19 protein-coding genes are annotated in these 23954 nt (G+C 72.4%); 12 read left to right on the top strand and 7 right to left on the bottom strand.

From position 1 onward, the window contains the following. Positions 1–21: 21 nt before the first annotated feature. The 5 genes from ACWEV3_RS03185 to ACWEV3_RS03205 are packed head-to-tail and all read left to right on the top strand — an operon-like array spanning position 22 to position 4893. Positions 22–498 (top strand): nucleoside deaminase, encoded by a 477-nt coding sequence (locus tag ACWEV3_RS03185; RefSeq protein ID WP_452612302.1) that lies wholly within the window; start codon positions 22–24, stop codon positions 496–498. Further along, the gene (locus ACWEV3_RS03190) at positions 495–1439 is read left to right on the top strand and encodes a polysaccharide deacetylase family protein (RefSeq protein ID WP_452612303.1); all 945 of its coding nucleotides are present in this window, start codon (positions 495–497) and stop codon (positions 1437–1439) included. The genes ACWEV3_RS03185 and ACWEV3_RS03190 overlap by 4 nt, the downstream gene beginning before the upstream one ends. Beyond that, positions 1436–2803: an amidohydrolase family protein gene (locus ACWEV3_RS03195; RefSeq protein WP_452612304.1), complete on the top strand. Its 1368-nt coding sequence runs from the start codon at positions 1436–1438 to the stop codon at positions 2801–2803. Before ACWEV3_RS03190 ends, ACWEV3_RS03195 begins: the two co-directional genes overlap by 4 nt. A 20-nt stretch (positions 2804–2823) precedes the next feature. Further along, the gene (locus ACWEV3_RS03200) at positions 2824–4182 is read left to right on the top strand and encodes an amidase (RefSeq protein ID WP_452612305.1); all 1359 of its coding nucleotides are present in this window, start codon (positions 2824–2826) and stop codon (positions 4180–4182) included. 24 nt (positions 4183–4206) lie between these two features. Then, a complete protein-coding gene (locus tag ACWEV3_RS03205) occupies positions 4207–4893 on the top strand; it encodes a GntR family transcriptional regulator (protein WP_452612306.1) in 687 nt (228 codons plus the stop codon). Here ACWEV3_RS03205 and ACWEV3_RS03210 read toward each other — a convergent pair. Then, a complete protein-coding gene (locus ACWEV3_RS03210; RefSeq protein ID WP_452612307.1) occupies positions 4890–5900 on the bottom strand; it encodes a hypothetical protein in 1011 nt (336 codons plus the stop codon). The genes ACWEV3_RS03205 and ACWEV3_RS03210 overlap by 4 nt on opposite strands. A 124-nt stretch (positions 5901–6024) precedes the next feature. Between ACWEV3_RS03210 and ACWEV3_RS03215 the strand changes: the two genes are divergently transcribed. Together ACWEV3_RS03215 and ACWEV3_RS03220 are read left to right on the top strand one after the other, a co-directional pair. Further along, a complete protein-coding gene (locus ACWEV3_RS03215; protein ID WP_452612308.1) occupies positions 6025–6819 on the top strand; it encodes a hypothetical protein in 795 nt (264 codons plus the stop codon). Further along, complete coding sequence (locus tag ACWEV3_RS03220) at positions 6809–8641, top strand: hypothetical protein (protein ID WP_452612309.1); 1833 nt, start codon at positions 6809–6811, stop codon at positions 8639–8641. The genes ACWEV3_RS03215 and ACWEV3_RS03220 overlap by 11 nt, the downstream gene beginning before the upstream one ends. A gap of 126 nt (positions 8642–8767) precedes the next feature. Here the strand turns inward: ACWEV3_RS03220 and ACWEV3_RS03225 are convergent, their stop codons facing one another. Next, on the bottom strand, positions 8768–9472 hold the full coding sequence (locus tag ACWEV3_RS03225) for a TetR/AcrR family transcriptional regulator (protein ID WP_452612310.1): 705 nt from the start codon (positions 9470–9472) through the stop codon (positions 8768–8770). Positions 9473–9647: 175 nt separating this feature from the next. Here ACWEV3_RS03225 and ACWEV3_RS03230 point away from each other — a divergent pair, with 175 nt between their 5' ends. Both ACWEV3_RS03230 and ACWEV3_RS03235 read left to right on the top strand, forming a co-directional pair. After that, positions 9648–12350, top strand: a complete 2703-nt coding sequence (locus ACWEV3_RS03230) for an MMPL family transporter (protein WP_452612311.1) — start codon at positions 9648–9650, stop codon at positions 12348–12350. Positions 12351–12368: 18 nt separating this feature from the next. Next, complete coding sequence (locus ACWEV3_RS03235; protein WP_452612312.1) at positions 12369–14324, top strand: YhgE/Pip domain-containing protein; 1956 nt, start codon at positions 12369–12371, stop codon at positions 14322–14324. A 135-nt stretch (positions 14325–14459) separates the two neighbouring features. On the opposite strand, the gene ACWEV3_RS03240 is transcribed toward ACWEV3_RS03235, so the two are convergent. Both ACWEV3_RS03240 and ACWEV3_RS03245 read right to left on the bottom strand, forming a co-directional pair. Next, on the bottom strand, positions 14460–14906 hold the full coding sequence (locus ACWEV3_RS03240) for a universal stress protein (RefSeq protein ID WP_452612313.1): 447 nt from the start codon (positions 14904–14906) through the stop codon (positions 14460–14462). Between the two features lie 59 nt (positions 14907–14965). Further along, positions 14966–16429: a phosphatase PAP2 family protein gene (locus tag ACWEV3_RS03245; RefSeq protein ID WP_452612314.1), complete on the bottom strand. Its 1464-nt coding sequence runs from the start codon at positions 16427–16429 to the stop codon at positions 14966–14968. A 67-nt stretch (positions 16430–16496) separates the two neighbouring features. Here ACWEV3_RS03245 and ACWEV3_RS03250 point away from each other — a divergent pair, with 67 nt between their 5' ends. Next, positions 16497–19607, top strand: coding sequence for a BTAD domain-containing putative transcriptional regulator (locus ACWEV3_RS03250; protein ID WP_452612315.1), 3111 nt, complete (start codon positions 16497–16499; stop codon positions 19605–19607). Here ACWEV3_RS03250 and ACWEV3_RS03255 read toward each other — a convergent pair. Next, on the bottom strand, positions 19549–20709 hold the full coding sequence (locus ACWEV3_RS03255) for an FAD-dependent monooxygenase (RefSeq protein ID WP_452612316.1): 1161 nt from the start codon (positions 20707–20709) through the stop codon (positions 19549–19551). The genes ACWEV3_RS03250 and ACWEV3_RS03255 overlap by 59 nt on opposite strands. Before the next feature lie 110 nt (positions 20710–20819). Between ACWEV3_RS03255 and ACWEV3_RS03260 the strand changes: the two genes are divergently transcribed. Together ACWEV3_RS03260 and ACWEV3_RS03265 are read left to right on the top strand one after the other, a co-directional pair. Beyond that, positions 20820–21257, top strand: coding sequence for a MaoC/PaaZ C-terminal domain-containing protein (locus ACWEV3_RS03260; protein WP_452612317.1), 438 nt, complete (start codon positions 20820–20822; stop codon positions 21255–21257). A gap of 43 nt (positions 21258–21300) precedes the next feature. Then, positions 21301–22095, top strand: coding sequence for an MBL fold metallo-hydrolase (locus ACWEV3_RS03265; RefSeq protein WP_452612318.1), 795 nt, complete (start codon positions 21301–21303; stop codon positions 22093–22095). 5 nt (positions 22096–22100) lie between these two features. On the opposite strand, the gene ACWEV3_RS03270 is transcribed toward ACWEV3_RS03265, so the two are convergent. Further along, the gene (locus ACWEV3_RS03270) at positions 22101–22511 is read right to left on the bottom strand and encodes an archease (protein WP_132483773.1); all 411 of its coding nucleotides are present in this window, start codon (positions 22509–22511) and stop codon (positions 22101–22103) included. Continuing rightward, complete coding sequence (locus tag ACWEV3_RS03275) at positions 22508–23920, bottom strand: RtcB family protein (protein WP_452612319.1); 1413 nt, start codon at positions 23918–23920, stop codon at positions 22508–22510. The genes ACWEV3_RS03270 and ACWEV3_RS03275 overlap by 4 nt, the downstream gene beginning before the upstream one ends. Between the last annotated feature and the right edge of the window lie 34 nt (positions 23921–23954).

Raw genomic sequence — 23954 nt, forward strand, 5'->3', positions numbered from 1 at the left:
GCGAAGCCGGGAAGGAGCGACGTGGAACTCGACACGCAGCTGCTGTTCATGGAAGAAGCGCTCATCGAGGCGCGCGCGGCAGGCCGGCGCGGCGACCTCGCCGTCGGGGCGGTCGTGGTCGTGGGCGAGCGGATCGTCGGGCGCGGCGGCAACGAGGCGACCTCGTCCGGCGACCCCACGGCCCACGCCGAGGTCGTGGCCCTGCGCGACTTCGCCCGCCGGACGCCGGAGGCGATGTCCGCCGCCGCCACCATGTTCACGACGTTCGAGCCGTGCCCGATGTGCCTGGGCGCGTGCCTGCTCATGCGGCTGGAGGCGGTCGTCATCGGAGGCCGGCGACGCGCCGGCGACCGCGCCTGGGGCGACTACCGGCCCGAGCTGCTCGCCGCCATGTCCGCGACGGGCGGCCCGAGGCTGCAGGTGGGCCAAGGCCCGCTGGCCGACGAGTGCGTGGCGACCCGCGGGCCGGGCGGCCCGGGAGCGGAGGTTCGCAAATGACGGGCGAAGGCCGGGACCTCGTCGGCTACGGCCGGGCGGGGCTCCAGGTCCGGTGGCCGAACGGCGCCCGGGTCGCGATCTGCCTCGTGATCAACTACGAGGAGGGCTCGGAGTACTCCTACGCCAACGGCGACGGGCGCAACGAGATCCCCCAGGAGTTCGACTACCCGCCGCTGCCGGTCCGCGACCTGGGCAACGAGACGATCTTCGAGTACGGCGCACGAGCCGGGATCTGGCGCCTCCAGCGGATGTTCGACGAGCTGCGGCTGCCGGTCACGTTCCAGGCGTGCGCCACGGCGCTGGAGATGAACCCCGAGGTCGCGGCCTGGATCAAGGAGGCAGGCCACGACGTGTGCTGCCACGGCTACCGCTGGGAGAACGTGTCCACACTGGACCGCGAGACCGAGCGGCAGCGCCTGCGCATGGCGATCGAGTCGATCGCGGAGACCTGCGGCGAGCGGCCGCGCGGCTGGTACTCCCGGCAGCCGGCGTCGGTGAACACCAGGGAACTGCTGGTCGAAGAGGGCGGCTTCCGCTACGACAGCGATTCCTTCGCCGACGAGCTCCCGTACTTCGTGCCGGTGCTCGGCCGGGACCACCTCGTCGTGCCGTACTCCTTCGCGCTCAACGACGGCCGGTTCCTGCCGGGCCAGACCCTGTCGGGCCCCGACGCGTTCCTCGACCACTGCCGGCGCTCGCTGGACTACCTGTGGGAGGAGGGCGCCACCCGCCCGAAGCTGATGTCGATCGGGCTGCACCCGCGCATCATCGGCCAGCCGGCCCGCGCCCACGCGCTGCGGGAGTTCCTCCGGGAGGCGGTGGACCGGGGCGAGATCTGGTGGGCGCGCCGGCAGGACATCGCCGAGTTCTGGTGGGCGAACCACGCGCCCGCCACCGATCCGCGTAGACGCAATCTCAAGGACGAGGAAGGCGAGAAATGACCAAGCTGATCAGTGGCGCGACAGTCGTCCCCGTCGATGCCGAGCGCTCCGTCATCCGGGACGGCGCGGTCGTCGTCGCGGACGACGGCCGCATCGCCGACGTGGGCAAGCGGGCCGTGCTGGAGGAGGCGCATCCGGACGCCGAGCGCATCGATGCCCGCGGGCAGTTGCTCCTGCCCGGTTTCGTGAACCTGCACGTGCACTGCGCGCTCGCGGTCACCCGCGGCATCGGCGACGACATGGGCGGGGCACCCGTCTACCGCAAGGACATCCCGCAGGGCGTGATCCTCGGCCCGGACGACACCTACGTCTTCTCCCGGCTCGGTGCCCTGCAGGCGCTGGCGTTCGGTTCGACCACGATCGTGGAGAACTACATCCACTCGCTGTCCAACGTGAAGGCGCTCGCCGAGCTGGGGATCCGCGCCGTCGTCAGCGAACGCGTCCACGACGCGGACCTGTTCACGGTCCGCGGCGGCGAGTACAGCTACGACGCCGATCTGGGCAAGCGGCTGCTGGAGACCAACGCCCAGCTCATCGAGGAGTGGCACGGCTACGACGGCGGCCGCATCACCTGCCAGGTCGGACCGCACGGCCCGGACACGGCGTCGTCGCGGCTGCTCGAACAGGCGGCCCTGCTGGCCGAAGAACGCGGTGTCGGGATGTTCATGCACCTCGCCCAGACCGCGGGGGAGGTGGCACAGGTCCGGCGGCTCACCGGCCGGAGCTCCGTCCAGCACCTCGGGGACCTGGGGATCCTGGGGAGCGGGCTGATCGCCGGCCACTGCGCCTTCCTCGAGGACGGCGACGCCGAGCTCCTCGCGGAGTCGGGCACCAACGTCTGCCACATCCCGGTGGTGAACGCGAAGAGCGGCTGGATCGCGCCCGCCGCGCGGCTGCGCAGGCTGGGCGCCGTGGTCGGGCTCGCGACCGACAACATGGTGCACGACATGGTGGAGGCGATGCGGTTCGCGCTCTGCGTCAACCGCGTCGCCGACGGAGGGCCCACCGGCATCAAGGCGATGGACGTGCTCGAAATGGCGACGATCCAGGGGGCGCGGGCCATCGGCCGGGAGGCGGACCTCGGCTCCATCGAGCCCGGAAAGATCGCCGACCTGGTGTTCGTGGACCTCGAACGCCCGCACCTGGCGCCGCTGCTCGACCCGGTGGCGAACCTCGTCTACGCGGGCCAGTCCAGCGACATCCACAGCGTGATGGTGAACGGGGAGTTCGTGGTCCGGGACCGCGCCGTGCTGACGGTCGACACCGGCGAAGTCATGGCCGCGGCCCAGGAACGCGCCGAGGACCTGTGGCGTTCGGTCGCGGGCTGGGAGCCCGCCGACCGGGCGGTCTGCGGCCAATGCTGACCCCGGGAGGTGATGGGCCGGTGGAGTCGCTCGCAGATCTGACCATCGTCGGCGCTGCCGCGGAGCTGCGCGCGGGCCGGGTGAGTGCCGTCGAGCTCGTGGAAGCGGTGCTGAGCCGAGCCCGCGCGACCGAACCGCACGTGAACGCCTACGCGCACCTCGACTGCGACGCGGCGCTGTCGGCCGCGCGCGATGCCGACCGGAAGTGGTCCGACGGGCAGATCTCGGGGCCGCTGCACGGCATTCCGATCGGGATCAAGGATCTGATCGCCACCCGGGGGATGCCCACCGAGGCGGGGTCGGACGTGCTCGCCGGCAACGTGCCCAACGTCGACGCGGCCGTGGTGCGCCGACTCCGGGCCGCCGGCGCGATCATCACCGGCAAGCACCGGACGCACGAGTTCGGCATCGGCATGAACGCGCCGCCGACCCGCAACCCCTGGGACCTCACCCGGTACCCGGGCGGTTCCACGGCCGGTGGCGGGGTGTCGGTGGCGGTCGGCTCCAGCCTGGCCGCCATCGGGACCGACGGCGGCGGTTCCATCCGCAAGCCGGCGGCGATCAACGGGGTGGTGGGCCTCAAACCCACGTTCGGCGTGGTGGACGCGGACGGCCTGGTCCCGGGCGGCACCTCGGTGGACCACATCGGATGGCTGACCAGGTCGGTGGCCGATGCGGCGCTGCTGCACGACGTCCTGTCCGATCGGCCGGGCTCCGGCCGGCCGGTCCGGGCGGCCCGCCCCCGGATCGGCTGCCCGGCGTACTTCTTCGACGGCATCGAGAAGGGCATCGCCGAGGTCGTGCAGCGTGCCGTCGAGTCGCTGGCCGAGCGCGGCGCCGAAGTGGTTCTCATGGACATCCCGGGAATGAGCGAGACGCCGAGGGCGCACACCCTGCTCGTGTCGTGGGAAAGCGCGCAGCTCCACCGGGAGTGGATGGCCACGTGCCCGCAGCGGTACCACCCGGCGAGCCTGCGCGCCCTGCGGGCCGGGGCGCGGGTCGCGGACGCGGACCTGCAGTGGGCCCGCGACCAGCGGCGCCGGGTGCGGATCGCGATCGACGACGCGATGGACGAGCACGACCTGGATGCGCTGTGCACTCCCGCGCTCGCGCTCGCGCCGGTCCCGATGTCGGAGATGGATCCGGAGCGGCTGCTGCCGGAGTACTGCCGGCTCACCCTGCCGTTCAACCTCAGCGGTCATCCCGCGGCGAGCGTCAACTGCGGCACGAGCCCGCTCGGGCTGCCGGTGGGGCTGCAGATCGTGGGGCGCCAGTACTGCGAGCCGACCGTCCTGCGGCTGGCGGCGATGGCCGAGCTCCCGGCCGTGCGGCCGCAACCGTTGCCCGGGGTGGCCGAGGACCGGGCCGCTATTGTCTGAACTGGACGGAGAGGAGCCCGCAGAGTGGCCAAGCCGCGGACACCCCGAGTGATCGGCGCGCAGGACTACCCGCTACGCGAACAGGTTCGCGACGAGCTGCGCGCGCGCATCGCGGACGGGCGGATCGGCCCGGGCGACCGCATGGTCGAGCAGGCGCTGGCCGACGAGTTCGGGGTGTCCCGGATCCCGGTGCGCGAGGCGCTGCGCATGCTGGAGACCGAAGGCCTGGTCCACAACGTGCCGCGGCGGGGCGTCATCGTCTCCGAGCTCACCCGGCCCGACATCGAGCACCTCTTCGACATCCGGGAAGCGTTGGAGGTCCTGGTGTTCCGGCTGGCGGCCGACCGCGCGACCCCACGCGACGTGCGGCGCCTGGAGAAGCTGCTGGAGCGTGCCAAGGCCGCGATGGCGAAGGAGCGCCACAGCGACGTCACGCAGATCAACGCGGATTTCCACGAGGCCGTCACGGACCTGGCCGGAAACCCGTTCCTGCACGGCATGCTCGAACCGCTCACCGGCCGCCTGCGGGTGCTGATCGGCCGGAGCCACGAGTACGAACGCCAGGCCGCGGAGCACGCGGGCCTCGTCGAGGCCCTGGCCGACCGCGATCCCGACCGGGCGGCGGCGCTGGCGCTGGCCCACATCCGGACCAGCCGGGCCCACGCCCTGGCGCAGTACGACGCCGCGCACGCGCAGGAAGGCTCGGCCTAGCTCCCCTCCACCAGGAAGACCTGCGCGAGGTTGCCGTCGCAGCGGTCCTGGATGAGCTGCACGCCCGGCTCGGTGCGGTGCTGGAAGACGCCGATGCACCACTTGGAACCCGGCACGGAGTGCATCCGGTAGCCGTTGGCCGGGGAAGCGACCGATTCGAAGGTGAACCGCTGGTCCGGGCGGCCGTCCTCGCATTCCTCCCCCGAGAGCAGCACCTCGGCGTGCTCGCCGCCGTAATCGGTGGTCACGCAACCAAGCCCGTTCTCCGAGGAGTTCAGCAGCAGGCGAAAACTCCCGTCCGGGGCCGCCTCCACACCGATCGGGGGGCCGGCCGACGCGCAGTCGTGCTGGCCGAGCACGACTCGGCCGGAAGCGGTGAACTTCTCCGGTCCTTCGCCCAGGCACAGTCCGGTGTGCGCGAGGCGGATCCGCTGGACCGAGGCGAGCGGGCCGGCTGCCTTCTCGTCGAGCGGCAGCGGTGGCGTGATGGGCGATGCCTGCCGTTGCGCGGGTGGTGCCGGCGTTTCCGGCTGTCCGAAGGCCAGGCTCAACGCGATGATCGCGGCCGCCGCGCCGACGGCCGCGACCGCGACGACGGCCGCCCGTCGCCAGGTGGCTCGACTGGTCGGGGCCGGCACGAACTCGGCTTCGACCGCCGGTTCCACCTCGTCCCCACCTGCTGATTCGGGTGGGCCCTCGGCCCTGGCTGCCAGCTCGTTGCGGGCCGCGACCCAGGTCTCGATGGTCGGCTCGTCGCCGCCGCAGGCTCGGACGAACGCGGCGACGAGATCGGCGCGGGGCAGCTTGTCGCGGGACAGCGCCGCGTTGACGGTCGAACTCGGCAGCACGTCACCGGCCCGCTCCGCGCGGCGTTCCAGCGCGCGGAAGCTGAGGTCGGCCCGCACGCGCAATTGCCGCAATGCGGCGACGAAAGCGGCGGTGTCGTCGATGTTCTTCGGATCGGGCCAGTCCTGCGGTACCGGAGCTTCCTCCCCAGCGGAACTCATGCGTCCACCTTATTGCGTCCCGGGCGGTGTCCGGGACTGTTCCGGACAGCCCGGAACCTTGTTCCCCGAGGTGGCAGCGGATTGCCTCGGTGGTGCATCCACAGCGATCGACAGGGAGTTCGCAATGCCGATTCGACGAATGAGCCGCCGCCGGCGGCGGAGCCGGGGAACGTTGGTCTGCGCGGGGTTCGCCGGGGGAGTGACGATGGGGGCGCTCGCGGTCGGGCTGGTGACCGTCGGGTACGGGAGCCGGATGGTCGCGAGCGAGGCACCGGAGCCGGCGGCCGCGGTGCTCCCCGCGGATCTCGGCCGACTCATCGATGAGTACCTCGAACGGAAGGGATACGTACCGGAGGCGGATCTGCTGCTGCCGGAGCTCACCGAGGTTCCCGCCGCACCGGTTCCCGCCCTGCCGGAACCGGTCGCACCGGCGAACGTCCCGCTCTCGCAAGCGGTGCCGGTCCCGCTCCGCTCCCGGGCGGAGCAGGTCGAGATCGTCGACATCCCCGCGCAGGTGGACGTCGCGATCGGGGAAGCGGTGCCGGAGGTGGTCGGTGCGATCGAGGAAACCGCGCCGGAGGCGGTCGACGAGGTGGCCGCCGAGCTCATCGACGCAGCAGAACCACCCCCGGTCGTTCTCCTGGGATCTCCGGCGGAGGAGGGCCAGGAGGCGGAGGAACTCATGACGGCTCCGCAACCGGTGTCCGTCGAGCCGGAATCCGTTCCGGTGCAGGAAGAACCCGTGACCGCGTTGGTCGTGTCGGAGCCGCGGCACCGGGGTGCGGAGGACCGACCGGCGGAGATGTGGGGCGAGATCGCCGAATCGGAGGCCTTGATCGGTTCGAGCGCGGCGGAGTACGAGCCCGCGCCGATGCGAGTGGAGCCCTACGCGGTGGCGGGGGTGGCCGGTGAGTACTGATCAGGCCAAGCTGGAGGAGGCGCGTCGACGGTTGCGCAAGCTGGGTGTCCAGGTGCTGGTGGGCGCGACGATGGCGACCGGGGTGGCGCTGGTCGGGCCGGCGGCGGTCGCTTCGGCCGAACCTCCGCCGGCGAGCGCGACACCGAATCCCGGCCAGGGACAGCCGGGCGGTGCCCGGAAGGTGATCCAGAAGATCAAGGGCGTCATCTACGAAATCCGCTACCCCGACACGCTGGATCCCGGCGACCCGCGCCTCCGCGAGAAGGTCATTGCCAGCGTCGTGGTGCGGCGCCTGGAAAAGGGGCTGAGCACGGGGAAGACCTCGGTGTCCATCGCCGACGCCCCGGATCTGGCCGACGACGTCGCCGAGGCCATCAGGCGGACGGGCCGGACCACCGAAAGGCTCAAGAAACGGCTCAACGGAGCCGAGGAGCGCATCACGAAGCACAAGGATCAGTTGGCCAACGCCAAGACGCCGAGGGCCAAGGCGACGGCCGCGCGGAAGCTGGAGCAGGCGCGCAACAGGTACAACAGCGTCTTCCGCGAGTACATGAAGGCGAAGAAGGCGGCGGAGCCCTTCGACTGGGACAAGGAGGTCAACCGCCTCACCAACCGGCTCAAGGATTTCGAACGGGCGGCCAAAAGCCCCCGGCTGACCGCGCACGGCCGTCAGCAGGCGGAGAAGCAGGTCGACGAGGCGCGTGCGGAATTGGAGCAGGCGCGGGAAGACCGTGATCGGATCCGCTCGGCCGGTCGGGACGACGACGAGGGCGGGGACACCACGGGGACCAGTGCCAAGCCGAAGAAACCCGACAACGGTGGCACCGACGGGACCACCGCCGAGCGGCCGAGCACCGGCAAGGTGCGGACGCAGGGCCGCCTGGGCAGGCTCGGTACCCGGCTCGGCACCATCCGGATGCCGCGCGGCTACCGGGGCGGAGGCACCGGCCTGAGCCAGGTCTACGGCGAACTGCTCGGGCAGGCGTACGCCGACCACGTGGCCGCGGAGCACCAGGAAACGCTGCGGAAGGCGATGCGGGATCCCGCACTGCGCAAACGCATCATCGATGACTACAACGACATCAAGGACAACAACCACCTGGAGACCTTCGGCCGCGCTTTCGACACGTCCAAGGGGTTCACCCAGGGCACCACCCGGGACATCGGCCCGAAGCTGGTCGAGTACCAGAAACAGCTCGACACGACGAGGAAGAACGCGGACGAGTCCAACGCCGACCCGCTCTACCGGCAGGCGCGGCACGAGTGCGGCGGTTACGACACCTGCGTGACGGAGCGGACGAAGCGGCTGCGGGACCGCAACGCCCGCGAGGTGGCGGATTCGACGAAGAAGGCGCGCACGTCGAATGCCGATCCGAGCTATCAGCAGGCGCGGCGGGAGTGCGGTGGCTACGACACGTGCGTGACGGAGCGGACGAAGCGGCTGCGGAAGGAGGAAGAACGCAAGGCACGGGTCGTCGCGCCCGTCACGAAGAAGGCGCGCACGTCGAATGCCGATCCGAGCTATCAGCAGGCGCGGCGGGAGTGCGGCGGTTACGACACCTGCGTGACCGACCGGACGAAGCGGCTGCGCGACCAGAAGAAGACCAACGACCGGGCTGTCGCGGATGCCACGAAGCAGGCCCGCCGCTCGGCCAACGACCCCCTTTACCAGCAGGCGCAGCGGGAATGCGGCGGCTACGACACCTGCGTCCAGAGCCGGGTGAAGAAGCTGCGGTCCGAGAAGACCGCCCGCACCGACACCAAGACGCCGAAGACCAAGGCGCAGACCAAGAAGTCGAGCCGGGTGAAGGTCGCCAGCTGATCCCTGCTCTGGGGCCCTTCGCCGGCCGGAGTTGCACCGCACGCGGGATCGCCCCTCGACGTCGAGGGGCGATCTTTCGCCGTGCTCACGTGTCCCTCCACTGAGGACGGTGTGCTCGGTGGCGGGTCACTGATCCGCGGGTTCGCGGACCTCGGCGAGGGTGTGCACCAGGCGTGGCAGGGTGAGCATGATGTAGTCGCGGACCGTTCGCACCGGGTCGTCGTCGCCGGAGAGGATCGCGTCCTGCATCGCCGACTCGAACTGGGCGAGCAGGAGCCGCGTCAGGTGCATCGAGTCGATCGCGAAGCGCAGTCCCACCGATTCCAGCGCGGCGTCGATCATGTCGGACAGCTGCTGCTGGAACGCGCGCGTGGACTCCAGGAAGCGCGGCGCGATCTGCGGTTCGCGCATCGCGAGCAGCCGGAACTCGCTGTTGAGCAGGCACCACTGCCGCTCCTCCGGGAGGAACGCCAGCAGGTCCGCGAGCGCCTCCTCGATCAGCTCCGGGCCGGGCTTGCCCTCGGTTCGGCCGAGCGGGGCGACCGCGTCGTCGAACCTCTCCCGCAGCGCCTCCAGCCGCAGGCGGTTCTCCCGCTCGGCCAGCGCCACGAACAGCTCTTCCTTGCTCGCGAAGTTGGAGTGGAAGGCGCCGCGCGTGAACCCGGCCGCGTCCGCGATGGCCTCGATGGAGATGCCGTTGATGCCGTGCTCGCAGAACTGCTCGTACGCGGCGTCCATCAGCCGTTCCCGGGTCTTGGCCCGCCGGGTCGTCTCCCGATTGCCGGGCCCGGTTGTGCCGCCCGCCGTCGCGGCCGACCTGGTCTTGCTCACGCGAACTTTCCCTCCCCGCAAATGGTTCCGTGATCTTTCGCACGCGCCCGGAACCTACCCCATCGTAGTCGATACGGACCGGTATCGGATACCGTGACGTATCCGATACGGCGCGGTATCGGTTCTCGTCCGGTGACATCGACATCGTCCGGCCAGACCGGCGACAGGAGTCTGCGTGTCCTCCTTCCTCTACTCCGTCGGCCGCAGAGCGTTCGCGGCCCGCAAGGCAGTGCTGGCGCTGTGGCTGCTGGTCCTAGCCGTCGCAGGTGGTGCCGCGGGCCTGTTGAACAAGGGCCTGGACAACTCCATCAGCATTCCCGGCACCGAGTCGCAGGAGGCGCTCGACCGGCTGTCGGTGACGTTCCCGCAGACCAGCGGCGCCTCCGCGCAGATCGTGGTGGTGGCACCGGGCGGCATGCGCGATCCGGCCGTGCAGCGCGAGGTGGAGCGGGCGGTCGACGAGCTCAACGACGTGCCGCAGCGGTCCCAGGTCGTCTCGCCGTACCAGGCGGAGTTCGGCGGGGCGATCAGCGAGAACGGCCAGGCCGGGCTGATCATGGTCCAGCTCGACGGCGAGATCTTCGCGATCGGCGAGCCCGCCAAGGACCGCATCGTCCAGATCACCCACGAGCTGCAGGAGCGCCTGCCTGCGGGATCGCAGGTCTCCTACGGCGGCCAGCTGTTCTCGCAGAAGCTCCCCGGCGTGACCGTCACCGAGGCGCTCGGCCTGGTGATCGCGATCGTGGTCCTGATGATCACCCTGGGTTCGTTCCTCGCCGCCGGGATGCCGCTGATCAACGCGCTGGTGGGCGTCGGCATCTCCATGACGCTGATCTTCATCGCGACCGCGTTCGGGCCGATCACCGCGACCACGCCGCTGCTCTCGCTGATGCTGGGCCTCGCGGTCGGCATCGACTACGCCTTGTTCATCGTGTCGCGCCACCAGCAGGAACTCGCCGGGGGAGCGTCGGCGCAGGAGGCCGCCGCGCGCGCCAACGCCACCGCGGGCTCGGCGGTGATCTTCGCCGGGCTGACGGTGATGATCGCGCTGGTCGGGCTCGGCGTCGCGGGCATCCCGTTCCTGACCACGATGGGCGTCGCGGCGGCCGTCGGCGTCGGCGTCGCGGTGCTCGTCTCGGTCACCCTGATGCCCGCGCTGCTGGGCTTCGCCGGCGACCGGATGCGCCCGCGCCCGCGCAAGCGGCGCACCAAGCCCGCCTTCGGGGAGCGGTTCTTCGGCGCCTGGGTGCGCGCGGTGACCCGCTTCCCGATCGTCACCGTGCTCGCCGTGATCGCGGTGCTCGGCCTCGCCGCGGTGCCCGCCGCCGGGCTGCGGCTCGCGCTGCCCGACGCCGGCGCGCTGCCGAAGGACGAGCCCGCCCGCGTGACCTACGACCTGATCGACGAGCACTTCCCGAAGGGCTTCAACGGCCCGCTGATCGTGACCGCCAACATCGTCACCAGCACCGACCCGCTCGGGCTGATGGCCGACCTGAAGGCGGAGATCGAGCGGCTGCCCGGCGTGGCCGACGTGCCGCTGGCCACCCCGAACCCCACCGCCGACACCGGGATCGTGCAGGTGGTCCCGGAAGGCGAGCCGGACTCGCCGGAGACCAAGCAGCTGGTGGACGACATCCGGTCGCTGCACGGGCACTTCAAGGACACCTACGGCATCGACATCGCCGTCACCGGCTTCACCGCGGTGGGCATCGACGTGTCGGCCAAGCTGGGCTCGGCGCTGCTGCCGTTCGGCGTGGTCGTCGTCGGGCTCTCGCTGGTGCTGCTGACGATGGTGTTCCGGTCCATCGCGGTGCCGATCAAGGCGACGCTGGGCTACCTGCTGAGCATCGGCGCGTCCCTGGGCGTGGTGAAGCTGGTGTTCCAGGACGGCTGGCTGGCCGGCGCGTTCAACGTCGAGAACACCGGGCCGGTCATCAGCTTCATGCCGATCGTGCTGATGGGTGTCCTGTTCGGACTGGCCATGGACTACGAGGTGTTCCTGGTCGCCCGCATGCGCGAGGAGTTCGTGCACACCGGTGACGCGCGCGGCTCGATCAACTCCGGGTTCGTCTCCTCGGCGCGGGTCGTGACGGCCGCGGCGGTGATCATGTTCGCGGTGTTCATCGCGTTCGTCCCGGAGGGCGATGCGAACATCAAGCCCATCGCGCTCGGGCTCGCGGTCGGCGTGTTCGTCGACGCCTTCATCGTGCGCATGACGCTGGTTCCCGCCGTGCTCGCGCTGATGGGCGACAAGGCGTGGTGGATGCCGCGGCGGCTGAACCGGGTGCTGCCGTCCTTCGACGTGGAAGGCGAGAACCTCCGCGAGGAGCTGGCGCTGGCGGACTGGCCGCGGCCCGGCGCCGACGACGCGATCGCCTGCGACGGCCTGCGGCTGGCCGACCCGTCCTCGGGGCGCTCGATCTACGCGGGCGTCGGTTTCTTCTTGCCGCGCAGAGGAGTGCACGTCGTCCGCGGCGGCGCGGAGCCGGCGGTGACGGCGTTGCTGCTGACCCTGTCCGGACGGCTTAAGCCGGACGCGGGCAAGTTGAAGGTGCTCGGCCACGTCCTGCCCGCGCGGGCCGCGGCGGTGCGCTCGCAGGTCGCCTACGTCGACGCGGGCGAAGGCGGCGCGGAGGCGGTTCGGCTGGCGCTCCGCGAAGAACCGGCCGTGCTCGTCCTCGACCGCACCGACCGGGTTTCCGATCCCGGCGAGCGGCGAGCGATCCGGGGCCTGCTCGCCGGAACCGGCATCACCGTGGTCGCGGGCACCACCGGCCTGGCCGAGGTGGGCGACGTCCTGCCGGACTCGCCGTGGGCCACCGCCTCCGACCTCCGCCCGGCCGGGCAAACCCGCATCCTCTCCGGCGCGATCCGCTAGAAAGCAGAGGTAATCGCAGTGCGTTCGTGGAACAACGGCCGGTCCCGCTTCCGGCTCCCGGTGCTGGCCGTGGTCGGCCTGCTGCTGGTGCCGCTCGCCGTCGCGGGGCTGCTGACGTGGTCGCTGGGCAAGCCCGAGGACCGGCTGAGCGGCGTCAAGGCCGCCATCGTCAACAACGACGAGCCGGTGGAGATCAACGGGCAGCTCACGCCGCTGGGGCGGCAGTTGTCGGCGAAGCTCGTCGGCGACGAGATCGAGAGCAACTACGCCTGGGAGTTCGCCACCGAGCAGACCGCGGCCGACGGCCTGCGGGACGGCACCTACGCGGCCGTGGTGACCATCCCGAAGAACTTCTCCGCGGCCGCCACCTCCTTCTCCGGTGACCCGGCGAACGCCACGCGGGCGACGATCGACGTCACCACCGGCGACCGCGGCCGCCTCGTGGACGAGACGATCAGCCGCGCGGTGACCACCACCGCGGCGAACCTGCTCGGGCAGCAGCTGACCACGACCTACCTGGACAACGTCTACGTCGGGTTCAACACGTTGGGCGACAAGCTCGGCGAGGCCGCGGACGGCGCGACGTCGCTGGCCGACGGCGCCAAGCAGCTCGCCGGCGGGACCGACCAGCTCGCCGGCGGCGCCGACCAGCTGGCGAGCGGCTCGAAGGCGCTCGCCGACGGCCTCGGCAAGCTCGACGACGGTGCGGCGCAACTGACGCAGGGCACCGGCGGGTTGTCCGACGGGCTCGCCGCGATGCGCGACCAGACCAAGAACCTTCCGCAGCAGGCCGCGACCCTGGCCGATGTCTCGGCGAAGGAGGCGCAGGGCGTGCAGCAGCTCAACACCGGCCTGGAGGGCCTCGCGCAGAGCCTGGAGGAGTCGGCGAAGGAATGCGGGGTCGCCGTGCTGCCGAGTTGCCAGAAGCTCGCGGGGCAGGCCGCGGCGGCGCGGGCGCTCAGCGACGGCGCCGGACAACTGCAGCAGGCGAGCCAGGGCGTGGCCGGCGGCCTCGACGCGCTCGCCGGGCGCACGCCGGCGTCCGGCGGCGGACTTCCCGCGCTGTCCCAGGGCATCGACCAGCTGGCGGGCGGCGCGGCCCAGCTCGACGGCGGCGCGACGAAGCTCGCGGACGGGCTTTCGCAGACCCGCGGCGGAGCCGACCAGCTCGCCACCGGTGCCGAGCAGCTCGCCGGCGGGGTGCGGCAGCTCGGTGACGGCGCCCGGCAGCTCGGCGACGGCTCGGGGCAGCTGTCCTCGGGCTTGGGCCAGGCCGTGGACCAGTTGCCCAGCTACCCGGACGGCGACCGGGACAAGCTCGCGCAGGCGGTCGCGAACCCGGTCACGACCGCGAACGGCACGACCCTCGGCTTCGGCTCCTCGGGGCCGTCGCTGTACGCGGTGCTGGCGCTGTGGATCGGCGCGATCGCGACGTTCCTGGTGCTGCGGCCCTTGCCCGAGCGGGTGCTGGGCTCGACCCGGTCGTCGTTGCGGCTCACGGCGCGGCAGTTCGCCCTCCCCGCCGGGATCGCGGCGGTGCAGGGGCTGCTGGTGACCGCGGTGTTCGGGATCGCGCAGGACCTGTCGGTCGGTCAGTGGTTCGGCGCCGCCGCGCTGCTGGTGCTGATCGCGGTGGCGTTCGCCGCGATCAACCACGCGCTCGCGGCGTTCGGCGGAGCCGGGCGGTTCGGCGCGATGCTGGTGGCCGTGCTGATGCTGGCGAGTGGATTCGTCGCCGCCGTACCGGAAGCACTGCGCGCGGTCTCGGGGGTGCTGCCGACGGCGACCGCGCAGGACGCGTTGCGCGTGGTCGTGGAAGGGGCCGCCCCGAGCGGCGGGCTGATCGCGGCGCTGGTGGCCTGGGCGCTGTGCGGTCTCGTGGTCACCTTCCTGGCCATCGAGCGCGGGCGCACGGCCCGCGCCACCCGGCTGCGCCCGGCCCACGCGCTGCGCGGCGACTTCGGGACGGCGTGATCCCAGGGCCGGCCGGTCGTGAACGGCCGGCCGGCCCTTTCCCCGCCGATCAGCCCGGATTGCCCCGAACGTCGCCGGTCGCCCCGCCGGTGTCCGCAACGATTTTCGGATGCCGTCTTCGTGCGCGAGACCGCGTCAGGACTTCTGCTCCTCGGGCTGCCGGACCACGACCACGGGGCAGCGCGCGTGGTGCACGACGTGCTGGGTCACCGAGCCCAGCAGCGCCCCGGTGAATCCGCCGTACCCGCGATTGCCGACGACGATCAGATCGGCGGCGGCATCCTTGGCCGAGTCCAAGAGGGCACCCGCGGGATGCCCTTGCGCCACTTCCATGTGCACCTCGGCAGCCGCGTCGCCGAGGGCTTCGTTGATCACGCGGTGCAATTCCGTCGCGGTCTGGCGCGCGAAGTTCTGATCACCGGGCGGTTCCCAGTTGTAGATCATCGGCATGTCCCAGACCATGATCGCGGTGACGCGCCCGCCGACCAGGCCCGCGTGCCAGACGGCCCAGCGCAACGCGGCAGCCGAGGACGGCGATCCGTCCACCCCGACGACGACTGCGTACTGGTGTTCGCTGCTCATAACGGCCTCCCCAGCTGTGCCCGCCCCCAGGATGTGCCGCGCCCGGAGGACGCGCACGGTCAGTCGGCGGCAGGCGCTTCCGCAGGGCGGTAGACGTGCAGGGCCGCGTCGTGGACGGCGAAGGCGAAGCTGTGCCCGGTCGCCATGACCTCGCCGTCGCAGGCGAGCGCCAGCGGCTCGCTGAGCACTTCGAGGTGCAGCGCGGTCCGCTCCTCCTGCACGTAGGTATGGCTGTTGAACAGCGCTCCGGACAGCGCCGCGAAGGCGAACCGGATGCGGGACAGCGACACGTCGGCCCGGATGTAGCGGACGTCCAGCACGCCGTCGTGCAGGCACGGGCGCCACGCCGGCGCGAAACCCTTCGGCTGGTAGCCGCTGTTGCCGACGAACAGCAGCCAGATCTTGCGGGTCCGGCCGTCGATGCGGACCGTGATCGGCTCGGCCTCGGCCAGGACCCGGACGAGCGCGGCGGCGGCCGCGGGCCACTTTCCCCAGCGGTGCTCCCACTTCTCGCGCAGCCGGACCATGTCGGGATAGCCGCCGAGGCTGGCGGTGTTGATGAACCACCGGACCGGCCGGCCGTCGACGCGCACCGCGCCGAGGTCGACCTGGACCGCGGCCCCGGCAGTCACCGCCCGCGCGATGTCCTGCGGGTCCTCCACGCCGAGGTCGCGGGCGAAGTGGTTCAGCGTGCCGGCGGGGACGACGGCGAGCGGGAGCTCGCGGGCGGCGGCCACGGATGCCGCGGCGGCGATCGTGCCGTCGCCGCCCGCGACGGCCAGCGCGCGCACCCCGGCGCCGGCCGCGTCGAGTTCGCGGTGGAGTTCCGCGACAAGATCGCTTTCCGGATCCGGGTGCAGGCGCTTGGCGGCCGGCCACAGCGCGGCCAGCTCGGCGGACGGATCGTGGTCGGCGTCGCCGGACGAGGAGTTGACCACCAGCGCCAAGCCGTCTCCCGAGGTCATCTCGGCGACGTGCTCGCTCGGCCGCGCCAGCGCCGGGGTGGACGGGCGCACCGGCCACCACCGCCGGGTGGCCAGGCCGACCCCGACGCCGATGGCCGCTCCGACGGCGACGTCGGTCGGCCAGTGCACTCCGGTGTGGACGCGGGAGTAGGCGACCGCCGCGGCGACGGGGGCGATGATCGCGCCGGCAGCGGGGGATTCCATGCAGACGGCGGTGGTGAACGCCGCGGCGGAGGCCGTGTGTCCGGACGGGAACGACGAGGAATCCGGTGGTGCCACGAGGCGCCGGTGCCTCGGCAGGAGATTCGTCGCCGGGCGGCGGCGCGGCAGCAGCGGCTTGGCGATGGCGTTCGTGACGGCGCTCGACGCGGCGATGGCCGCGACGCCGCGCAGCGCCGCCCGGCGGGTGGGGCCCTTCTTCGCCGCCAGCACCGCCGCGACCGCGAACCACAGCTTGCTGTGGTCGGCGAGCATGGTGAGCGCCTTCAGCGCGGGATCCGCGGCCGTCCGGGGAAACTTGGCGGACCACTCGACGAACTTCCGATCAGCGTTCTTCATTCCCTCGCCTTCGCGTGTGCTGCCCCCGGATTGTCCACGACCGCCCGCGCGAACGCTGCCATGCCGGGTGAGCGAGAATCCTCGGGTGTTGTTCGGCATCCTGGGCTCGGTCGAGATGCGCGGCCCGGACGGGGTGGCCCGGGGTGTGGACGCGCCGCGAACGCGCGCCCTCCTGACGTTGCTGCTGCTCGACGCGGGCCGGATCGTCCCGTCGGAACGGCTGGTCGACGGCCTCTACGGGCAGCGGCCGCCGAACGACGCGGGCAACGCGCTGCAGGCGCAGGTGTCGAGGCTGCGCCGCAAGCTCCGCGAGTGCGGATCGACGGCGGCGGTCGAATTCCACCCGGCGGGATACCGGCTGGTGGTCGACCCGGACGAGGTCGACGCGCACCGCTTCGCCCGACTCACCGACGCCGCGCGGCGGGCCGCCGAGCCCGGCGAGCGGGTGGCGTTGCTGGACGAAGCCCTCGCACTCTGGCGCGGCCCGGCACTGGCGGACGTCGCGGAGGAACCATTCGCCGCGCAGCAGATCGCGCGGCTGGACGAAGCACGGCTGGCCGCGATCGAGGACCGGGCAGAGGCGCGGCTGGAGCTCGGCACCACCGACGTGGCGGAGCTGCGCGTCGAGGCGGACGCGCATCCGTTGCGCGAGCGGCTGCGCGGGCTGCTGATGCGCGCACTGCACGCGGAGGGCCGAAACGCCGAGGCGCTGGCGGAGTTCGCCGCCGTCCGGCAGCTCCTCGCCGACGAGCTCGGCGCCGACCCCTCGGCGGAACTGGCCGAACTGCACCTCGCACTGTTGCGCGCCGACGAACCCCCGGCGACGCGGGTCCCGGTGCCGCTGACCGGTTTCGTCGGGCGCGGCGTGGAACTCGACCGGATCGGCCGGCTGCTCGCCTCGGCCAGGCTGGTGACCGTGCTCGGGCCGGGCGGTGCGGGCAAGACCCGGCTCGCGCTGGAGGCCGCCGCCCGGCATGCCGGCGAGGTCGCGTTCGCCGACCTGAGCCAGCTGCGCGACGGCAGCCAGCTGCCGCGGGCGGTGCTGACCTCCCTCGGCTTGCGCGAGACCCTGCCGGTGGCGCCGGTGCAGCGGCTGCTCGAAGCGCTCGCCGGCCGCGATCTGCTGCTGCTCCTGGACAACTGCGAACACCTCGTCGCCGATGTCGTCGACCTGGTGCACCGGTTGCTGGCCGGCTGCCCCGGCCTGCGGGTCCTGGCGACCAGCCGGGAGGCGCTGGGCATCACCGGCGAAGCGCTGTGCCTGCTGGGCCCGCTGCCGGTCCCGGAACCGGCCGCCGCGCCGGGCGTGGCCTTGGCGTTCCCGGCGGTGCGCCTGTTCACCGACCGCGCGACGGCGGTCGATGCCGAGTTCCGGCTCACCGAGGACACCGCAGGCCAGGTGATCCGCATCTGCGCCGCGTTGGACGGGTTGCCGCTGGCGATCGAGCTCGCCGCCGCCCGGCTGCGCTCGTTGCGCCTCGACGACATCGAGGCACGCCTGTCCGACACCGGATTCTCCTTGCTGTCACGCGGGAATCGCGCGGCCGCCCCGAGGCACCAGAGCCTGCGAGCGGTCGTGCAGTGGAGCTGGGACCTCCTCGACGCGGACGAGCAACGCCTGGTCCGCCGCCTGACGGTGTTCGCCGGCGGCGCGACCGCGCGGTCCGCGGCCGAGGTCTGCGGGCTCCCGCCGGACGCCGCCGACGAGCTGCTGGCCGGACTTGTCGACAAGTCGCTGATCACCGGGCGCGGGCGCTACCGGATGCTGGACACGATCCGCGCGTTCGGCGCCGAGCGGCTCGACGAGGCCGGGGAGCGGGCGCAGATCTCCCGTGCCCACGCGGAATACTTCCTGGCGCTGGCCCGCGCCGCCGACCCGCACTTGCGGCGCGGCGAGCAGCTCGAATGGCTGGCGGCGCTGCGCGACGAGCACGCGAACACGACCGCGGCGCTGCAGTGGGCGGTCCGCAACGACCCCGAGCTGGCCCTGCGGCTGATCGGCGCGTTGTCCGGCTACTGGTACCTGCACGGGGTGCGCAGCGACATCGCCCCGCTGGCCGCGGAACTGCTGGCGGTGGTCGGCGCCGATCCGCCGCAGCTGACCGAGGAATACGTCCTCTGCGTGCTGCACGCGGTGTCCACCGGCGCGGCACCGCAGCTGGAGCGGCACCTCCGGCGCGCGGAGGTGATCATGAACGGCCTGGACGCGCCGGTGCGGCAGCCGTTCGTGCTGTCGGCCTGGGCGGTGTTCGCCGGGCCGCCGGGGCGGGGCGCGCCGAGCCATCCGGGGGAGGAGCAGATCCGCGCGGCCACCGATCCGTGGGTGCGGGCGATCATCGGGTTCGGCGACGGTTTCTCCCGCTGGCTGGTGCACGGCGACCTGGCCGCGGCCGAACGCGAGGTCGCCGGGGCGCTCGCGACGTTCCGCGAGTTGGGCGAGCGGTGGGGGATGGCGCAGGCGCTCGACGGGCTGGCGATGCTGGCGGACGCGCGCGGAGCGTCGGCGGAAGCGCTGGTGCTGACCGATGAGGCGCTGGACCTCGTCGACCAGCTCGGCGCTCGCGAGGACTCGGCCGATCTCCGCTGCCGGCGGGCCGACCGCATGCTGGGCGCGGGTGACCTCGCGGCGGCGGAAGCCGACTACGAGCGGGCGATGGCGCTGGCCCGCGCCACCGGCCTCCCGTCGGTGCTGGCGGCGGCTCGGCTCGGCCTCAGCGAGATCGCCCGGCTGCGCGGCGAGTTCGCCACGGCCCGCGAGTGGTGCGACCAGGCGTTGGAAGCCTGTGCGCGGGATTGGACCAACACCGCCGTCCACGCGACCGTGCACACAGCGCTGGGCAGGCTCGCGGAGGTCGACGGCGACCTCGCGCGGGCGGCGGAGCACCACAGCACCGCCGTGGCAGCGGCGCTGGCCAACCGGACGATGCCGGTCCTGGCGACGGCGGTGGAGGGACTCGCCGGGCTCGCGGCGCTCGACGGCGACGGCGAGCGCGCCGCGCTGTTGCTCGGGATCGCGACGGCCCTCGGGGGCCGCGCCTCGGACCACGTCCCGGACGGGGAGTTCGACGCGGCGTTCGACCGGGGCGCGGCGCTCGGCTACGAGCAGGCGATCGAGCTGCTCACCGGAGAAATCGCGAGTAGTCGGCGAGTCGGATCGCATTCGCCGCCTTCGTGGTGATCTTGTTGAACGGCTTCGCCATGCCCGGCAGCGACAACACCCGGTACATGAGGTTGCGCTGCCGGATCTTCGCCGGCGTGGCAGGCGCCATGAACGGCCCGGCATTGCCCGCGATCTTCTGGCAGCCGCGCGCGAAGTCCTTGATCTGGTGCTCGTATCGGGCGTAGGCGGCCCGGTGATCGCCGCCCGCCGCCGCCAGCTCTCCGGCGAGCACGTAGGCGGTGACCAGCGCCTGACCCGCGCCCAGCCCGCCGAGGGTGGCGCCGTAGCCGGCGTCGCCGAGCAGCGCGATGCGGCCCGAGCTGAAGCGGTCGATGTGGATCTGGGCGATCGGGTCGAAGAAGAAGTCGGGCGCCGCCCACATCGCCTCGATGATCTCCGGCGCCCGCCAGCCCATCCCCTGGCACGCGTCGGCGACCAGCTTCTTCTGCTGCGCGACGTCGTGGCGGTCGTAGTCCAGCTCGTGGGAGGCGAACACCACCAGGCCCGGGCTGACCATCCGTCCCGGCTCGCTGTACATCCGCACCTCGCCCGGCGTTCGCAGCTCGTCGGGCACGCTGAACCCGGCGATGTAGTGGTCCAGGAACCGCCGGAACCGGCTTTCGGGGCCGAAGGCCAGCGCCCGCACGCCGGAGTGCAGGCCGTCGGCGCCCACGACGAGGTCGAAGGTGCGCGGCGGCGCGTCGTTGAACGTCACCCGCACTCCGTCGGCGGTCTCGGTCAGCGAGGTGATCCAGTCGCCGAAGACGTATTCGGTGTCGTCGCGGGTCAGGTCGTAGAGCAAGGCGGCGAGGTCGCCGCGCAGGATCTCGACCTCGCCGCCGGCGAACTCCGCGGGCAGCGCCGCCCGTGGCCGCCCGGCGGCGTCGATCACCACCATCTTGGTGCGCTCGGTCTGCCTGCGGCGCACCTCGTCGAGGACCCCCATGCGGCGTAGGACGGTCAGGTGCGCGGTGCCGCGGAAGTCGACGGCCTGCCCGCCTTCGCGCAGCGCCGGGGCGCGTTCGACGATGGTCGGCCGGAAACCGTAGCGGCGCAGCCAGTGCGCCAGCGCCGGCCCGGCGATACCCGCCCCGGAGATGAGGATGTTCTCGTTGTGCATCGTCGCTCCCTGCTCTGTCGTGGTTGACGGAGCAGAGCTTCGGCGACGGCGCTGACCGCACGCTGACCGGAGGCTGACGGCCGGGCGCGCCGTGGCGGATGATGGGCGGCATGGCCGAGGAAACGACCGTCGAGTTGCCGCCCCTGAGCCTGCCGCCCATCAGCCGCGCCGGGCTCGCGCTGTTCGCGGGGGCTTCCGGCGACCACAACCCGATCCACATCGACCTGGACAACGCGCGCAGCGCGGGCTTCGACGACGTCTTCGCCCACGGCATGCTGTCCATGGCCTACCTGGGGAGGCTGCTGACCGGCTGGGTGCCGCAGTCGGCGCTGCGGTCGTTCTCGGTGCGCTTCGTCGCGATCACCCCGGTCCACGGCCGGCCGACCTGCACGGGCGAGGTCACCGGGTTCGAGGACGTCGGCCGCGAGCGTCGCGCGCACCTGGACCTGGCGGTCGTGCTGGCCGACGGGACGGTGACCCTGCGTGGTGACGCCGTGGTGGCGGTGCCGCCGGATTCTCCGGTCCGCGCGGCGGATACCGCGCGGTAACCTGACTGCTCGCACGTCAGAGGACGAAGGGACCGCAACGACCATGACCGCGATGCCGATCTGCGCCACCTGCGGCACGCAGTACGCCCGGCCCCGGCCGGACTGCCCGATCTGCGAGGACGAACGCCAGTACGTGCCGCCGGGCGGTCAGCAGTGGACGGACCTCGCAGGGGTGCGCGCGGACGGCCGCACCGCGCTGATCCGCGAGGAGGGCGAGGTGCTCGGGATCGGCTGCGAGCCGAGGTTCGCCATCGGCCAGCGGGCGCTGCTGCTGCGCACCGAAGCGGGCAACGTGCTCTGGGACTGCGTGTCCTATTTGGACGACGAGATCATCCGCACCATCAACGACCTCGGGGGCCTGATCGGCATCGCGATCAGCCACCCGCACTACTACACCACGATGGTCGAGTGGGCCCGCGCCTTCGACGTGCCGGTGCACCTGCACGCCAACGACCAGCAGTGGATCGGCCGCCCGGACCCGGCGATCCGGCTGTGGGAGGGCACCACCAGCGAGCTCGCTCCCGGGCTCACCCTGATCAACCTCGGCGTGCACTTCGCCGGCGGCACGGTGCTGCACTGGGACCACGGCGACGGGAAGCTGTTCACCGGCGACATCGTGCAGGTCATCCCGGACCGCGAGCACGTGGCCTTCATGTACAGCTACCCCAACCTGATCCCGGAACGCCCGAACGTCGTCCGCCGCGCCGCGAAGATGCTCGAACCCTACCGCTTCGACGCGCTCTACGGCGCGTGGTGGGACACGGTGATCCCCACTGGTGCGCACGAGATCGTCCAGCGCTCCGCCGCCCGCTACCTCCGCTTCCTCTCCGAGGACTGAGCGGCTCAGACGTCGACGGTCGCGGCGCAACGCCATCCCCGGTCGCCGTGGCCGATGTGCAGGCCGTGCAGCGCAACGGCTTTGGGTGTCGCGCCGACGATCTCCGCCCGCGCCACGGCGACAACGCCCAGCTCCAGCGCGATTCCGGCGGGCCGCGGCGCGACGCCGATGTCCAGCGGCACCACGCCCTCGGCGTCCAGCAGGTAGATGATCTCGTCGAGCACCGCGAGCAGGAGCTGCTCGTCGGTGCCGGCGAGTTCGGCTGTTCTGGTGCTTTCCGGCGCGCCCGCGGGGAATTCGGCGAAGGAGGCCACCAGGGCGCGGGCCGCGGCGGCCAGGCAGTCGTCCCGCGTCGAGCCCCACGCCTCGAACCGGATGTCGGCGGTGTGCGGCAGGAAGCGGAAGCCGCCGGTCACCCCTTCACCACGCCCAGCGGCACGAGCCTGGCGATCCGGCGGCACAACCCGGCTCCCTCGGCGACGGCGACGACCGCATCGACGTCCTTGTAGGCGGTCGGCGCCTCCTCGGCCAGCCCGCGAGCGGAGCTGCCGCGCACGACGATGCCGTCGTGCTCCAGCTCGCGGCGCAGCCGGTGGGCATCGATGGTGCGGACCGCCTGGTGACGGCTCTGCGTGCGCCCCGCGCCGTGGCACGTCGAGAAGAACGCGTCGCCGGTCGGCACGCCCGCGAGCACGTACGACGCGGTGCCCATCGAGCCGGGGATCAGCACCGGCTGCCCCGCCTCCCGCAAGCCCGGCGGCAGTTCCGGGTGCCCGGGCGGCAGCGCCCGCGTCGCGCCCTTGCGGTGGACGCACAGCGTTCGCCGCCGGCCCGCCACCTCGTGCGCCTCGATCTTGGCGAGGTTGTGCGAGATGTCGTAGACCAGGTCGAGACCGCAGCCGGTCACCTTCTCCAGCACCTCGCCGGCGGCCACGCCGAGCACGTGCCGGTTCGCGCGGGCGTAGTTCGCCGCGGCCGCCATCGCGCCGAGGTAGGCGCGGCCGGCCGGCGAGTCGACCGGCGTGCAGGCCAGTTGCCGGTCGGGCACGACCAGGCCGTGATCGGCCATGCTCTCGTCCATGCTCCGCAGGTGGTCGGTGCAGATCTGGTGGCCCAGCCCGCGCGAACCGCAGTGGATCATCACGCACAGCTGGTCGAGGCGGAGCCCGAACACCCCGGCGATGCCCTCGTCGTAGATCTCGGCGACGGCCTGGACCTCCAGGAAGTGGTTGCCGGAACCCAGGCTGCCGAGCTGCCCCAGGCCGCGGTCCCGCGCCCGCGCGCTCACCCGCCCCGGCTCCGCGTCGGCCATCACGCCGCCGTCCTCGCAGCGCTCCAGGTCGCGCGGCGTGCCGCGCCCGCGCGCGACGGCGTAGTGGCAACCCTCTTCCAGCACTCGTTCGAGAGCCTCGCGGGGCAGTTCCCACACCGCGCCGCGACCCGCCCCGCGAGGCGTCGCCCGGCTGAGCCCGTTCATGATCCGCTCCGCCACGCGGCGGAAGTCCGACCGGTCCAGCTCGGCGGCCAGCAGCCGCACCCCGCAGGAGATGTCGAAGCCGACGCCGCCGGGCGAGACGACGCCGCCGGCGCGGACATCGGTGGCGGCGACGCCGCCGATCGGGAACCCGTAGCCCCAGTGCATGTCCGGCATGGCGTAGGACGCGCCGACGATGCCGGGCAGCGTCGCGACGTTCACGACCTGGTCGAGCGCGCCGTCGCCCTTCGGCGGCAACAGCCGCCGCGAGGCGAAGACGACCCCCGGCACGCGCATCTCGCCGTGCCGTTCGATCCGGAACCGGTACGGCGTCTCCTCGACGAGTTCCACCCGGACCTCCCCGCGTCGCCCGCCTCGGCAATAC

It is taken from the genome of Saccharopolyspora sp. NPDC003752, assembly GCF_053605825.1.

Excerpts from the sequence above, each read along its gene's own strand:
- ACWEV3_RS03190 (WP_452612303.1), top strand. The coding sequence starts at position 495 with ATGACGGGCGAAGGCCGGGACCTCGTCGGCTACGGCCGGGCGGGGCTC.
- ACWEV3_RS03195 (WP_452612304.1), top strand. The coding sequence starts at position 1,436 with ATGACCAAGCTGATCAGTGGCGCGACAGTCGTCCCCGTCGATGCCGAG.
- ACWEV3_RS03210 (WP_452612307.1), bottom strand. The coding sequence starts at position 5,900 with ATGAGTTCCGCTGGGGAGGAAGCTCCGGTACCGCAGGACTGGCCCGAT.
- ACWEV3_RS03215 (WP_452612308.1), top strand. The coding sequence starts at position 6,025 with ATGCCGATTCGACGAATGAGCCGCCGCCGGCGGCGGAGCCGGGGAACG.
- ACWEV3_RS03240 (WP_452612313.1), bottom strand. The coding sequence starts at position 14,906 with ATGAGCAGCGAACACCAGTACGCAGTCGTCGTCGGGGTGGACGGATCG.
- ACWEV3_RS03245 (WP_452612314.1), bottom strand. The coding sequence starts at position 16,429 with ATGAAGAACGCTGATCGGAAGTTCGTCGAGTGGTCCGCCAAGTTTCCC.
- ACWEV3_RS03255 (WP_452612316.1), bottom strand. The coding sequence starts at position 20,709 with ATGCACAACGAGAACATCCTCATCTCCGGGGCGGGTATCGCCGGGCCG.
- ACWEV3_RS03260 (WP_452612317.1), top strand. The coding sequence starts at position 20,820 with ATGGCCGAGGAAACGACCGTCGAGTTGCCGCCCCTGAGCCTGCCGCCC.
- ACWEV3_RS03265 (WP_452612318.1), top strand. The coding sequence starts at position 21,301 with ATGACCGCGATGCCGATCTGCGCCACCTGCGGCACGCAGTACGCCCGG.